We start from the raw sequence: 12699 nt of genomic DNA, 5'->3' as shown, positions 1-12699 counted from the left end.
ACTCGCCCCTTTGAGCCCTCAAAACGGCGTCTACGGGGGCCCTGTGGGGAGCAATCGACGGGCCTAAGCCAGTTCGCGCGCTTTTTCCATGATTTTCAGGGCCGCGACCGCGTCCTCCGGGTCTACCGGGAGGGGACGGGCCGACGCGGTGCCGCCGTCGAGGATCTTGTCCGCCAGGATCCGGTAGAACTCGGGGTACGCGCCGCGTTCGGTGGGGAGCCGGTCCAGGTGGCCGTCTCGGCCCAAGAGGCCGGCCCACTCCGGCGCCTCCTGGCCGTAGGCGGGATCCAGGGGGCTGCCGCCGGCCGCCATGTAGGGCTCCTGGGGGTCCACACCGTTCTTGGTGAAGCCGCCTATCGAGCCCAGCACCCGGAAGCGCGGACCCTGCTGCGCGCACAGCATGTTCATGGTCAGGTGGCTGGTCACCCCCGAATCGTGCCGCAGGACCAGGAAGACGTCATCATCCGTCCGCTCATCCGAGCGCCGCGCCTTCAGCTCGGCGTGGAGCACGGCGGCCGGGCCGAACAGCTGCAGCGCCTGGTCGATCAGGTGGCTGCCAAGATCAAACAGGATGCCTCCCCCGTCGACGGCTGTGGCCCGGGCCTTCCAGGCTTTGCTGATGGCCGGGGACCAGCGTTCGAAACGCGACTCGAACCTGGTGACGCTTCCCAGCGACTGCGCGGCCAGCAGCTTTCGCAGCGTGAGGAAGTCCCCGTCCCACCGCCGGTTGTGGAACACCGTGAGCACGCGGCCCAGCTGCCGCGCCAGGTCGATCAGTTCCTGCCCCTGCCCGCTGGTGACCGCAAATGGCTTGTCCACCACCACGTCCAGCCCCGCTTCCAACGCTGCCTTGGCCAGCGAATGGTGCGTCGCGGGCGGCGTCGCCAGGACCACCAGGTCAAGGTCGGCTGCCCGCTTAAGGACGGCGGCCCCGTCCCGCATTACCTCCACCCCTGGAAGCCTGGATGAGGCAGCCGCCCTCCGCCCGGCGTCGGACGTGGCCACGGCGTCCAGCGAGTAGCTGCTGTTGGCCGCGAGCAACGGCGCGTGGAACACGCTGCCGGCGAGCCCATAGCCGACGACGGCGGTACGGATAGTGCGCTGGTCGCCTTCAGTTCCGGTCATGGAACCAACGCTACCCCTGGCGTGGCGACGTCGAACAAGACCCGTTAAACGCCGAAAGACGGCACCCCTGGTGACCAGGGGTGCCGTCTTTCGGCGTTGTGCGGCTACTGCCGCGGGAGGGACGTTACTTCTTTTCCCAGCCGATGGTGGTCCAGTCCGGAACCTGCGAGAGGCTCTTGAAGAGGGACGGGCCGTAGTTGGCCAGGCCGGTGCGGACGAAGGAGATCTGCGGGCCGTTGAAGACCACGCCCATGGAGTAGTACTTGGCCATGTGCTCCTTCTCCACATCCATGGCTGCCTTGTTGCGGGCGGCGTTGTCCTCGATCGAGGCGAGGTCGGCAATCTTCTTGTCCAGCTCGGCGTCGCCCAGCTTGTTCTCGTTGGTCTTGGAGTCGTAGTACTGCTTGACGGCATCGGTGGCGTCCGGACCAACCGTGTAGCCGGAGATGCTCAGGTCGAACTCACGGCTGCCCAGGACCTTGCCGAAGTCGGCGGAGGCGCGCTGGTCAATCCCGACATCCATGCCGCCGGCCTGGAGCTGCTTCTGGAGCGTCTGGGCCACTGCCAGGGTGGTGGGGTCGTCGCCAAAGTTGCTGATCTTGAAGGCGGCGGGCTTGCCGTCCTTCTCCATGATCCCGTTGGCGTTGGCCGTGTAGCCGGCGTCGGTGAGGACCTTCTTGGCGGCGTCCGCGCCGGTTTCCTTGACCGGGTAGTTGTCCTGGTAGTAGTCCGAGAACGGCAGGAGCATCATGGAGCCGGAGCTGGGCTCCTCCCAGTTCAGCCCGTTGAAGCGGACCTTGCGCAGGGCTTCACGGTCGACGGCGGCGAAGATGGCCTTGCGGACGTTGACGTCGGTGATGCGCTGGGCGTTCAGGTTCAGGCCGCCGGCAAACAGCCGCTGGCCGCGGCGGATGTCGGAGTCCTTGGTGCCGTCCAGCTGCTTGTAGAGGGAGATGGTGTTGGCCGACATCGCGTCAATCTCGCCGTTCTTGAACGCGGCGATCTGGGCGCTGGTTTCCAGCTGCCGGAAGGTCACGTTGGCAAGGACCGGCTTCTGGCCCCACCACTTGTCGTTCGGCACCATGGTGACGGTCTTGGCGGCGGTGTCGTACTGGTCCAGCTTGAAGGGACCTGCCATCCATTCGGGGTGCAGGTTGCCGTTGAAGCCCTCATTGAAGATTTCGGGGGTGTTGACGGCGGGGTGGATGAGTCCGAAGAACAGCGAATCCACCGGGAAGACCGGCTGGCTGGTCTTGACGATGACTTCCTTGTCGTTGCTGCCCGCTTCGACGGAGTCAACGAACTCGTAGGCGCCCGAGCTGACGATGTCGTAGCCGGCATCCGGGCTCTTGAGGATGTTCCAGGTGTTCTTGAAGGCCTTGACGTCGATCGGGGTGCCGTCGTTGTAGGTGGCCTTGGGGTTCACCTTGATGGTGATGGTCTGCTTGCCGTCCTTGACCACGCTGTCCACTGACTCGCAGAAATCCGTGTTCGGCGTGACCTTGCCCTTGAAGTCCACCTTCCAGCAGCCGCCCATGCCGCCGCCGTTCATGGCGACCGGGTTCATGGGAACCTGCAGCGCTGAGTTGTCCGCACTGTTGCCGTTGTTGGAGAACCCGTTGAAGTCCGGCCCGATGTTGCCCAACGGAAGGGTAACCTTGCCGCCCTGCTGCAGGTCGGCAGCCGGCTTCTCGTTGATGCTGATCAGCTTGGCCAGGTCGCTTCCCGATGCCTGTGCCTTGGCCGTTTCGGGGCCGCTGGCACCGCCACCGCCGCAGGCCGTCAGCGCCAGGGCCGCAGCAACAGCCGCAGCTCCGCCGATCCTGTTCAGTTTCCTCATGGTTTTCCCTTCATTGGTGCGAGTGGTGGTGCTTGTGGGTCGAGAAGTCCTAGGGCGCATGGTGGTCCGCCGGTTCGTGGACCACCAGCATGTCCTCATCCAGTTCCCCATCCGGAAAGAAGCAGGCGAACTGCTGGTCCGCGGCGGATGCCGCAGCTTCCAGGGGCGGTTCCAGGGTGAGGCACTTTTCCTGCTGGGCCGGCGGCAACGCCGCGAAGACAGGACAACGGGTGGCGAAGTTGCAGCCTTTGGGTGCCTGCAGCGGCGAGGGCAGGTCACCCTGCAGGATGATGCGTTCGCGGGTGCGTTCCAGCTGGGGGTCCGGAACGGGAATGGCGGAGAGGAGCGCGCGGGTGTAAGGGTGCCGGGGGTTGTCGAACACCCGGTCCACGGCACCGATCTCCACGATTTTGCCCAAGTACATCACCGCCACCCGGTTGGAGATGTGGCGCACCACGGAGAGGTCGTGCGCCACCAGCAGGTAGCTCAGGCCCAGTTCGGCGCGCAGGTGGTCCAGGAGGTTGATCACGCCGGCCTGGACCGATACGTCCAGGGCGGAGACGGGTTCGTCCAAAACCACCAGCTTGGGGTTCACGGCCAACGCCCGGGCGATCCCGATCCGCTGCCGCTGGCCGCCGGAGAACTGGTTGGGGAAGCGGTTGACGTGGTCCGGCTGCAGGCCCACGAGCTTCATCAGCTCCATGATCCGCTTCCTGGTGGCCGCCCGGTCCATGCCCGCGTTCTGCAGGGGTTCGGCAAGGACCTCGTACACCGTGAACCGGGGATCCAGGGCGCCGGTGGGATCCTGGAACACCATCTGGAGCTCGCGGCGCATCCTGGCTTTGGTCTTTGCGTCGGCAGCCTGCTTGTTGCTGAGCCCGCCGATCACCACCTCGCCGTCCTGGTCCGGATGGAACTCCATGATCTCCAGGAGCGTGGTGGTCTTTCCCGATCCGGACTCGCCCACGATGGAGAAGCATTCACCTTCGCGGATATCAAAGGTCACGCCGTCCACGGCCTTGACCGTGCCGATCCTGCGCTTGATCAAGGCGCCCCTGGTCAGCGGGAAATGCTTCCGCACGTCCTTGAGCTTCAGCACGGTGTCCCGCTGGGCACGGGGGATGGCGTCGAAGCGGGACACAGGCACCGGCGGGGCGGCGAACACGTCGTGGACATCCACAGTTCCGCCCAGCGATCCGGACTTGATGCAGGCGGCACGGTGCAGTGCGCCGCCGTCGACGGGTGCGAGGGCGGGCTCGCCGTCAAGGCAGGCCTCCGAGGCAAGGGGGCAGCGGGGTGCGAACGAGCATCCGGTGGGGGCGTGGAGCAGGTTGGGCGGCATTCCCTCGATGGGGACGAGCGAGGATTTCTCCGCCACGTCCACCCGGGGCACGGCGCCCAGCAGGCCCATGGTGTAGGGCATCCGCGGGTTGTAGTAGATGTCGTCCACGGCACCGGTTTCCACCGGCTTGCCCGCGTACATGACCATGATGTCGTCTGCCATCCCGGCCACCACGCCGAGGTCGTGCGTGATCATCACGACGGCGGCACCGGTCTCCTCCTGTGCCGCGTGGAGCACCTCGAGGACCTGGGCCTGGATGGTGACGTCCAGGGCCGTCGTCGGCTCGTCCGCGATCAGGACGCGCGGGTTGTTGGCGATGGCGATGGCGATCATGACGCGCTGGCGCATGCCGCCGGAGAACTCGTGCGGGAAGGCTTTCAGCCGTTCACGGGGGCTGGGGATCCCCACCATGGCGAGAAGCTCGACGGCGCGGGCTTCCTTGGCCTTCCTGCTCATGGAGGGGTGGTGGATGGCCAGCGCTTCGATGATTTGGGTGCCCACCGTGAAGACGGGAGTAAGGGAGGAGAGGGGGTCCTGGAACACCATGGCAAGGTCGTTCCCGCGGAATTGGCACATGGCCTTGTCGCTCAGCCCCAGCAGTTCCCTGCCGTTGAGCCGGACGGAGCCGGAGACCTGGGCCGCGGGCGGGAGGAGTCCCATGATGGCCAGCGAGGTGACCGATTTGCCGGAGCCTGATTCACCAACGATCCCCAGGGTCTTGCCGGGCATCAGGTCGAAGTCGACGCCCCTGACGGCGTGGACAACGCCGTTCTCTGAACTGAAGCGGACATTCAGGTCGCGGACGGACAGCACTGCGTCGGCAGGGGCGTGCAGTCCTGCCACGTGCAGGCGCTCCACGTCCGACCGGGCGGGTTCCATGGCTCCGGTGGTGGTTTCGCTGCTCATGCCGTCTTCTTTTCCGCGGGGATGGTCCGGGCTTTGGCCTTCCTGGCCTTGCCGGTGGAACTGGAGCTGGGGTCGAAGGCGTCCCGCAGGCCGTCGTTCATCATGGCCAGCGAGCCGGTCAGGAGGAACATGACGGTCAGCGGTACCCAGAACATCCAGGGGAAGGTCTGCACCTGGGAGGTGGCACCGCCGATCAGGACGCCGAGGCTCACGTCCGGGACCTTGATCCCGATGCCGATGAAGGAAAAGGCCACCTCGGCGAGGATGGCCGCCGTGACCCCGCGGGTGATGTCCAGGATCAGCAGCGAGCCGATGTTCGGAACCAGGTGGCGCCAGACGATCCGCCGCGGCGGCACGCCCATGTACTGGGCGGCCTTGACGAAGTCACGCTGCATGAGGGACATGGACATGGAACGGATCAGGCGGGCCGTCCCCATCCAGCTGAATACCAGCAGCACGATGATGAGCAGCAGCCATGAGGGAAGGTCCCGCTTGAGGCCCGCAGCGCCGCCGCTGGTGGCGACGGCCACCACCAGGAGTGCCGGCATCATGATCAGGGCCTCCAGGATGAACAGCATCACCTTGTCCACCTTGCCGCCGAAGTAGGCCATGCTGCAGCCGTAGACGGCGGCGATCAGGACCGACACGAGGCCTACCACCAGGCCAATCAGGATGGAGATCCTGGTGCCCTCGACGGTCATGGCGTAGAGATCGATTCCGGCCTGGGACGTACCGAGGAAGTGGTCGGCCGATGGCGGCATTCCGATGTTGAAGGGGTCGATGGTTTCCTTGTCCCACGGGGTGAAGAATCCCCCGATGAACGAGAAAACCGTCAGGGCCAGGAAGATGGCCAGGCCCGCCACTGCGGTCCTGTTCCGCAGGAAGCGGCGGAAGATAATGGTGTTTTTGCCGATGACGACGTCGGCGCTCTCCAGGTGCGCGTCCTGCGCCACGGCTGCCGGGTCAACGGCGTTCAGGTTGGTCATGGCTACTGCACCCGCACTCTCGGGTCGACAAGCGTGGTGGCGAAGTCCGCCAGGATGGCGCCCAGGGCGAAGATCACGGAGCCGTAGGCCAGGGTGGCCGTGGCGGCGTTGACGTCCTGCAGCGAGATGGCGTCAATGCTCCAGGAGCCAACACCCGGCCAGGCAAAGATCTTTTCGGCGAAGAAGCCGCCGGCGAAGATGGCCGGGATGGTGAACGCGATGCTCTGGGCCACCGGAATGAAGGAGACGCGGAGGGCGTGCCGGGCGATTGCCTGGTTCCGGCTGAGCCCCTTGGCCCGGGCGGTGCGGACAAAGTCGGCGTTCACGTTGTCCAGCAGGTACTGCCGCTGCGCAATCTGGTAGGCGCCCCAGCCCACGAGTGTGATGGCCACCGTAGGCACCACGTAATGCGCGGCCAGGTCCATGGCCTGGGGCCAGCCGGCCGCTACGCCCGGTGTGGAGATGCCGGTGACGAAGAAGATCCGGTCCCCCACGGACTCATTGATGTTGATGGCTCCCAGCTGAACCAGGAAGTACGCGATGGGCGCGGGCACGATGTATGCGAGGTAGCTGTAGGACGTGATGACGCGGTCCTGGAACTTGTACTGCCGTGCGGCCGAATAGACGCCGAGCGCGACGCCGATAACCAGGGTAAGGATGATGGACGCCAGGAAGAGCCGGGTGGAGATCCAGACGCGGTCCCCAAACTCGGCGTTGATGTAGGCGCCGTTGGGGCTCCGGCCCCAGTCCCAGCGGGTGACGATCCCGGTGAGCCAGTCAACGTAGCGCTCCCACGGGCTGAGGCCCGGGTCCAAGCCCTTCAGGCGCATGGAGTTGGCCACCTGCTCCGGGGTGGGCCGGGGGATGCGTTCCTGCTCGAGCAGCGCCGGCTTGAGCGAGCTGACAGCCAGGAAGTATCCGGCGGATGTGGTGAGGAAGATCATCACCACGTACGTGAGGCCGCGTTTGGCGAGGTACTTGAGCATGGGGCTATTTCTTTGGCCGCGCCGCCGGATGCTGGACGGAGGAACACTCCAATGTCCGATGTCGTGCCGTGCCGCTGGCCAAGTCAACCATCACTGCTGGATCCTTCCGTCGTCCCCGGACAAGCACGGGTTGTGCCGCCTCACCGGGTTCTGCACCAGCGGGTAGCTGGCCTCCCGCAGCCCCATGGGCAGGTCCTGGTGGACTATGTCGCGGGTCACATTCCAGAGGAAACTATCACAAGCATTCACCGGAAAAGCGCCGCAATCCCCCGAAATCAGGCGGGCCGTATCAGATCGTTATGAATAGTTCTGTGAAGTTGGTTTGACTGGACGCAAGGGCGTTCCACCGCGTAATCTACGCGCCGCCCGCCACGCGTGTGACAAGATCGCGCCAGGAAGTTGCCAGCCGTTCACTGGTGACCCCATGTTCGCGGACAAGGTGCAGGAGCCGCTCGGGGTCCAGGCTGGCATTAAGGGATCCGGCCATCAGCCACGGTTCGGGGGACTCGAAGCCGCCTTCGCGCAGGAGCATCTCCACGTGCCGGTTCCAGAGGGCGGCGGCCGGGACGTCAAACCTGCTGCGGGAGGCGTGTCCGGCAGCGAGGACCAGGTCGCCGTATTCCAGTACGTAAGCGATCCGCTCGGTGCCAAAGGCGATGAGCCGGTCCAGCGGCGCAGCCCCTGGACCCAGGGGCGGCGGGCCGAACAGGACGCGGGCCTGGAAGGCGGCCTCCGAATCGTTCAGCAATGTCAGCATCAGTCCGGCGCGGCTGCCGAAGCGGCGGAAGACCGTGCCCTTGCCCACCCCGGCGTGCCCGGCCAGGCGGTCCATGGTGAGCGCCGCCGCTCCGCCCTGCGCAATCAGCTCCCGGGCAGCCAGCAGGAGACGTTCCCGGTTCCGGGCAGCGTCGCTGCGTTCCGCGGCCGTTACCGGGGTCATTCCCGGCCGCACTGGGATGGAACTCACACAGACAGTGTAGCCACCGGGAATATAAGCGGACTGCGGTCCGTTTAGTACGGTGAAGGCTCCATGAGCCTCTGTTCACCCGAACGCGGTCCCCGCCGCGACCCTAGCCAGGAGATTCCATGACCAAGAGCACAGTCCTTACCCTTGTCGGCAGCCTCCGCGCCGAGTCCACCAACCAGAAGCTGGCGGAAGCCATCCAGCTCAACGCGCCCGAGCAGGTGGACGTGGTGATCCACGAGAGCCTGGGCAACATCCCCTTTTACAACGAGGACCTGGACGTGGAAGGCCAGGTCCCGGCTGCCGCCGCGGCACTGCGCGCCGCCGCCGAAGAGGCCGACACCCTCCTGCTGGTCACCCCCGAACACAACGGCACCGTTCCCGCCGCCCTGAAAAACGCCATTGACTGGCTGTCCCGCCCCTTCGGTGCCGGCGCCCTGGCGGGCAAGCCGACCGCCGTCGTCGGTACAGCATTTGGCCAGTACGGCGGCGTGTGGGCCCAGGATGAGGCACGCAAGGCCGCCGGCATCGCCGGCGCGCAGATCCTCGACGACGTCAAGCTGGCCGTCCCGGGCTCCATGGTCCGCTTCGCCGAGGTCCACCCGAAGGACGACGCCGAAATCGTGGAGCAGATCAAGGGCATCTTCGACACCCTGGCCGCCGCAGCACCGGCAGCCTAACCTCCCGCGCCACTTGGCAGCTTAGGGAGCCCGGCAGCGCCCGGCATGCAGCTTTGCATGCCGGGCGCTGCCGGCTCAAGGGGCACTTCCCAGCCGTGACCAACTCTTGTCCCAACCGGTACCTTCCGGACATCTGCGCGGACCAGGGCCGCCGTAGCGTTAATCCACTGGACCTACCGGATGGGATTGCGTGCCGCATGGCAAAGAGACGGAGTTGGGGCGGCAGTGGCAGCGGCAGCCTGGCAGCGGCAGCAGGGTGCCTTGCGCTGCTGCTCAGCGCTTGCAGCGCCCCTCTCCCCCAACCGGAAGGGCCATCCGTGCCTGCCACCGGCGGAAATGCCGGAACCAGCGCAGCGCCGCTGGCCCTCCTTCCGGCGACGATGGAAAGCAGCCCTCCGGGGGCGGAGCAAGGAAGACCGCCCGGAAGGCCGAAAAGTACGCCCCAGGCAGCGGCACCCGCAGGTCCCCGGGCCAGCGCCGCCGCCACGGCCCCGCCGGTAACGGCCTACTTCGTGATGGTGGACGACGGCGGGAGGCACGGTATCCGCTTTGGCTGCAATGACAGCCTGGTCGCCTCCGCCCCACTGGCCGGCGCCGGGGATGGCCGGCTGAAGGCTGCAATCGCTGCCCTCCTTGACGGCGGACAGCAGGCGGATGGACTGTACAACGCGCTGGGCGGCTCCAGGCTGAAGTTCCTGTCCGGCAGCTTTGACGGCACCACGGTCACGGTCTACCTGGCGGGCGCGCTGAAGCCCGGCGGAACCTGCGACCTTCCGCGCATTGACGCCCAGCTCACCCAGACCGCCCTTGAGGCAGTGGGTGCAGTCCGGGCTGATATCTACATCAACGGAAAGACCCTGGCGGACTCCCTGAAACTGAAGTAGCCGGCCGCCGGTAAATCAGTAATAAACATATGTTGCTTTTAGAGCAACAACTGGCTGTATCCTGACTCTGTGACCCACGAGACACTTGACACCGCGGCAGGCACGCTGCCGGCGGAAGCCATTGATGCAATCGAGCGGGCGGCAACGTCGGCACACCGGCACGAGGAACTGTTCTCCGAGCGCGCGGCGAACATCCGGCAGTCGGCGGTGAGGGATGTCTTCGACATCTCCATGCGGCCCGGCTTGGTGTCGCTGGCGGGGGGAAGCCCGTACCTGCAGTCGCTCCCCCTGGACCGGCTCGCAGCCACGGCGGCGAAAATCATCGCGGAGGACGGCCTTACCGCCCTCCAGTACGGGGCCGGGCAGGGCACAGCGGAACTCCGGGCACAGATCTGCGATGTCATGGCTGCAGAAGGAATCCTGGATGCCCGTCCGCAGAACGTGGTGATCACCGCAGGTTCCCAGTCCGCCCAGGACGTTGCCACCAAGCTGTTCTGCAATCCGGGCGACGTGGTGCTGGTGGAGGACCCCACCTACGTGGGCGCACTGAACACGTTCGAGGCATACCAGGTCCAGGTGGAGACCGTGGAGATGGACCAGTACGGCCTGGTTCCGGAACTGCTGGAGGCGCGGATCGCCGCCCTGCAGCTGGCGGGCAGGAGCATCAAGTTCCTCTACACCATCCCCAACTTCAACAATCCATCCGGCATCACCCTGGCCAGGGAACGCCGGCAGCAGGTGGTCGATATATGCCGCAGGGCGAATATCCTTGTCCTCGAGGACAACCCTTATGGCCTGCTCCGCTTCGAGGGGGAGCCCTTGGCTCCCTTACGGGCCGCAAACCCAGACGATGTCATCTATTTGGGATCATTCTCCAAGATCTTCGCGCCCGGCCTGCGCATTGGCTGGGCCCTCGCGCCGGAGCACCTGCAGCGCCGCTACTACTTGGCCGCCGAAGCCGTGACGCTCTGCCCGCCCGCCCTGAACCAGATGCTTGTCTCGGCCTACCTGCGCGACTACGACTGGAAGGGACAGATCGAGACCTACCGCCGGCTGTACGCCGAGCGCTGCCGCGCCATGCTGGCCGCCCTCAGGGAATACATGCCCGCGGGAACCACCTGGACCAACCCGCAGGGCGGCTTCTTCGTCTGGGTGACGCTGCCGGAGGGTGTTGATACCTACCCATTGCTGCACAAGGCGATCGATGCCGGCGTCGTGTTTATCCCCGGCGCCGCCTTCACGCCGTCGGACGAACCGTCCAACAAGCTCAGGCTCGCCTTCAGCGCCGTACCACCCGATGCCATCGCCGAGGGAGTGCGCCGGTTGGCGCCGGTGCTGCAGGAAGCCATCGCCGCGCTGTAGCGTAAGCCACACGAGTGCCGAAACCTAGCAAAGGAGCATGCATATGGCTGGAATCATCGTTGTAGGGGTTGACGGCAGCGAGACGGCGAAGAAGGCGGCGCAGTCAGCCAGGGACCTGGCTGCGGCCCTGGGCGCTTCCCTGCACGTCGTGTCCGCCTTCGACAGCGACCGGACCGAGGTGTTCGGCAGCGGCAGCGACCGCTGGATCGTCTCCGACGCGGACGCCGCGGAGCAGGTGGCCCGGACGGTGGCGGAATCGCTGGGCCGCGACATCACGGTGACGTATTCGGCAGCGCGCGGCCGCCCGGCCGACGCCCTCATCAAGGAAGCCATCCGCATGGACGCCAGGATCATCGTGGTGGGCAACCGGCGCATGCACGGCATCGGGCGCGTCCTTGGCAGCGTGGCCAACAGCGTTGCCCACAACGCACCCTGCGACGTGTACATCGCCAACACCTACGACGCCGACTGAACCGTCAGGACCGGCCGCCGGCGTAACGCCGGACACTCCCCGTGGTGGTGCATGTCGCTGCGGGGGGTGTCCGTTCTCACCGGCTGAAACCGGTTTCGCTGCGTTCTCCAACGATAAAATTGGAAAAGGCCCCAAAGGCGTGGACATTGACAAATCCACCCCCATCGAAGGGCTTCCCCTTGATCACCTTGCAGCGCCGGCAGCTCGTTGGCCACGACATCCTCCTGGCCCGCCACGGAAACCACATCTCCTCCATGCGCGTGGACCGGAGCAACGGCAGGGTAGTTGCGCTGCTTGACGACGGCAGCCTGGACAGCGCCCCCAACCTGATCGCGCCGGGACTCGAGCTTCCCCAGACCGTGCGGAGCGTCCTGCGCGAGGACTGGAAGCTGCTGGGCGCCTGGGCCGGGATGGCGGCCCTGATGGGCGGCCTGATGACCGCAGCCGCTGTGGTTCTGGGAACCACAGCTGATCCTGCCCTGCTTGAGGCCCTCACGGCCTACTCCGCGTACTAGGCGTTCAGCCCACCAGCCAGCCCTGGAGCAGCCACCAGATCCCGGCCATCACCACTCCGCCAAAGAGCGAACCTGCCACCACCTGCCCCGGGGTATGCGCCCGCAGGACAACGCGTGACCAGCCCACCGCCGGAACCAGGAGCAGCAGCGGGGCCCAGGCCGCGCCAAGCATCAGCACCAATACGACGGCGGCACAGGACACTGCAGCGGCATGGCCGCTCATTTTCCAGAACGGGCTGACGACTGCCAGCACGGCCACGCCGCCCACCACCGCCAGGACCATGGCGGTCACGCTCTGCGGGGCGTTCACGGTGTCCAGCACCAGCAGCCCCACGGCAATGCAGGCCAGCGCCATCAGCAGCACCGGGGCGCGCTGCCGGCGGTCGCTCACATGATGGTCCGTCACCTTCCCCAGCCTGACCAGCACCAGCAGCACCACAAGCGGAAGCACGCACACAAAGAGGGCCGCCAGCGCCCCGTAACCCATGGTCCCGGGGAATCCTGCCTCCGTCAGGGGGCTGATCAACAGCTGGATGCTCACCACCACCGGCGGCTGGAAGACCTCAGTCAGCCACCTGGCGGTGTGGTTCCTGGCCCGGATTGAGCCGCTGCTTACCGTCACGTCCTGGTCCGGGCC

At 66.2% G+C, this 12699-nt stretch carries 13 protein-coding genes; 5 read left to right on the top strand and 8 right to left on the bottom strand.

Features of this window, described 5'->3' with window-relative positions; all coding sequences use genetic code 11:
* Window positions 1–63: 63 nt before the first annotated feature.
* The 7 genes from ACV095_RS00585 to ACV095_RS00555 form a co-directional block, all read right to left on the bottom strand.
* Window positions 64–1125: a Gfo/Idh/MocA family protein gene (locus ACV095_RS00585; RefSeq protein WP_134164895.1), complete on the bottom strand. Its 1062-nt coding sequence runs from the start codon at window positions 1123–1125 to the stop codon at window positions 64–66.
* A gap of 124 nt (window positions 1126–1249) precedes the next feature.
* A complete protein-coding gene (locus ACV095_RS00580) occupies window positions 1250–2965 on the bottom strand; it encodes an ABC transporter family substrate-binding protein (protein ID WP_018769744.1) in 1716 nt (571 codons plus the stop codon).
* 49 nt (window positions 2966–3014) lie between these two features.
* Window positions 3015–5213, bottom strand: a complete 2199-nt coding sequence (locus ACV095_RS00575; protein ID WP_478222677.1) for an ABC transporter ATP-binding protein — start codon at window positions 5211–5213, stop codon at window positions 3015–3017.
* A complete protein-coding gene (locus ACV095_RS00570) occupies window positions 5210–6199 on the bottom strand; it encodes an ABC transporter permease (protein ID WP_018769746.1) in 990 nt (329 codons plus the stop codon). Before ACV095_RS00570 ends, ACV095_RS00575 begins: the two co-directional genes overlap by 4 nt.
* A gap of 2 nt (window positions 6200–6201) precedes the next feature.
* Window positions 6202–7185, bottom strand: a complete 984-nt coding sequence (locus tag ACV095_RS00565) for an ABC transporter permease (protein ID WP_056392475.1) — start codon at window positions 7183–7185, stop codon at window positions 6202–6204.
* Window positions 7186–7275: 90 nt separating this feature from the next.
* Window positions 7276–7404 (bottom strand): hypothetical protein, encoded by a 129-nt coding sequence (locus tag ACV095_RS00560; RefSeq protein WP_018769748.1) that lies wholly within the window; start codon window positions 7402–7404, stop codon window positions 7276–7278.
* A 136-nt stretch (window positions 7405–7540) separates the two neighbouring features.
* On the bottom strand, window positions 7541–8152 hold the full coding sequence (locus ACV095_RS00555) for a TetR/AcrR family transcriptional regulator (RefSeq protein WP_395858357.1): 612 nt from the start codon (window positions 8150–8152) through the stop codon (window positions 7541–7543).
* Window positions 8153–8271: 119 nt separating this feature from the next.
* Here ACV095_RS00555 and ACV095_RS00550 point away from each other — a divergent pair, with 119 nt between their 5' ends.
* From ACV095_RS00550 to ACV095_RS00530, 5 genes are all read left to right on the top strand, one after another.
* On the top strand, window positions 8272–8829 hold the full coding sequence (locus ACV095_RS00550) for an NAD(P)H-dependent oxidoreductase (protein ID WP_018769750.1): 558 nt from the start codon (window positions 8272–8274) through the stop codon (window positions 8827–8829).
* 317 nt (window positions 8830–9146) lie between these two features.
* Window positions 9147–9713 carry a GerMN domain-containing protein gene (locus ACV095_RS00545; RefSeq protein WP_478222676.1) on the top strand — a complete coding sequence of 189 codons (567 nt, stop codon included), beginning with the start codon at window positions 9147–9149 and terminating at the stop codon, window positions 9711–9713.
* Between the two features lie 69 nt (window positions 9714–9782).
* Complete coding sequence (locus tag ACV095_RS00540) at window positions 9783–11075, top strand: aminotransferase-like domain-containing protein (protein WP_478222675.1); 1293 nt, start codon at window positions 9783–9785, stop codon at window positions 11073–11075.
* A gap of 43 nt (window positions 11076–11118) precedes the next feature.
* On the top strand, window positions 11119–11547 hold the full coding sequence (locus ACV095_RS00535; protein ID WP_018769753.1) for a universal stress protein: 429 nt from the start codon (window positions 11119–11121) through the stop codon (window positions 11545–11547).
* 179 nt (window positions 11548–11726) lie between these two features.
* Entirely contained in the window at window positions 11727–12062 is a 336-nt protein-coding gene (locus ACV095_RS00530; RefSeq protein ID WP_018769754.1) for a hypothetical protein, read from the top strand.
* Window positions 12063–12066: 4 nt separating this feature from the next.
* On the opposite strand, the gene ACV095_RS00525 is transcribed toward ACV095_RS00530, so the two are convergent.
* Window positions 12067–12684: a phosphatase PAP2 family protein gene (locus ACV095_RS00525; protein WP_026265843.1), complete on the bottom strand. Its 618-nt coding sequence runs from the start codon at window positions 12682–12684 to the stop codon at window positions 12067–12069.
* Window positions 12685–12699 lie beyond the last annotated feature (15 nt).

Source organism: Arthrobacter sp. JDC6 (genome assembly GCF_056484025.1).
Note: the sequence above shows the minus strand (reverse complement) of the source record. Positions and strands in the feature narration are given on the sequence as shown.

Excerpts from the sequence above, each read along its gene's own strand:
- ACV095_RS00585 (WP_134164895.1), bottom strand. The coding sequence starts at position 1,125 with ATGACCGGAACTGAAGGCGACCAGCGCACTATCCGTACCGCCGTCGTC.
- ACV095_RS00580 (WP_018769744.1), bottom strand. The coding sequence starts at position 2,965 with ATGAGGAAACTGAACAGGATCGGCGGAGCTGCGGCTGTTGCTGCGGCC.
- ACV095_RS00575 (WP_478222677.1), bottom strand. The coding sequence starts at position 5,213 with ATGAGCAGCGAAACCACCACCGGAGCCATGGAACCCGCCCGGTCGGAC.
- ACV095_RS00570 (WP_018769746.1), bottom strand. The coding sequence starts at position 6,199 with ATGACCAACCTGAACGCCGTTGACCCGGCAGCCGTGGCGCAGGACGCG.
- ACV095_RS00565 (WP_056392475.1), bottom strand. The coding sequence starts at position 7,185 with ATGCTCAAGTACCTCGCCAAACGCGGCCTCACGTACGTGGTGATGATC.
- ACV095_RS00550 (WP_018769750.1), top strand. The coding sequence starts at position 8,272 with ATGACCAAGAGCACAGTCCTTACCCTTGTCGGCAGCCTCCGCGCCGAG.
- ACV095_RS00535 (WP_018769753.1), top strand. The coding sequence starts at position 11,119 with ATGGCTGGAATCATCGTTGTAGGGGTTGACGGCAGCGAGACGGCGAAG.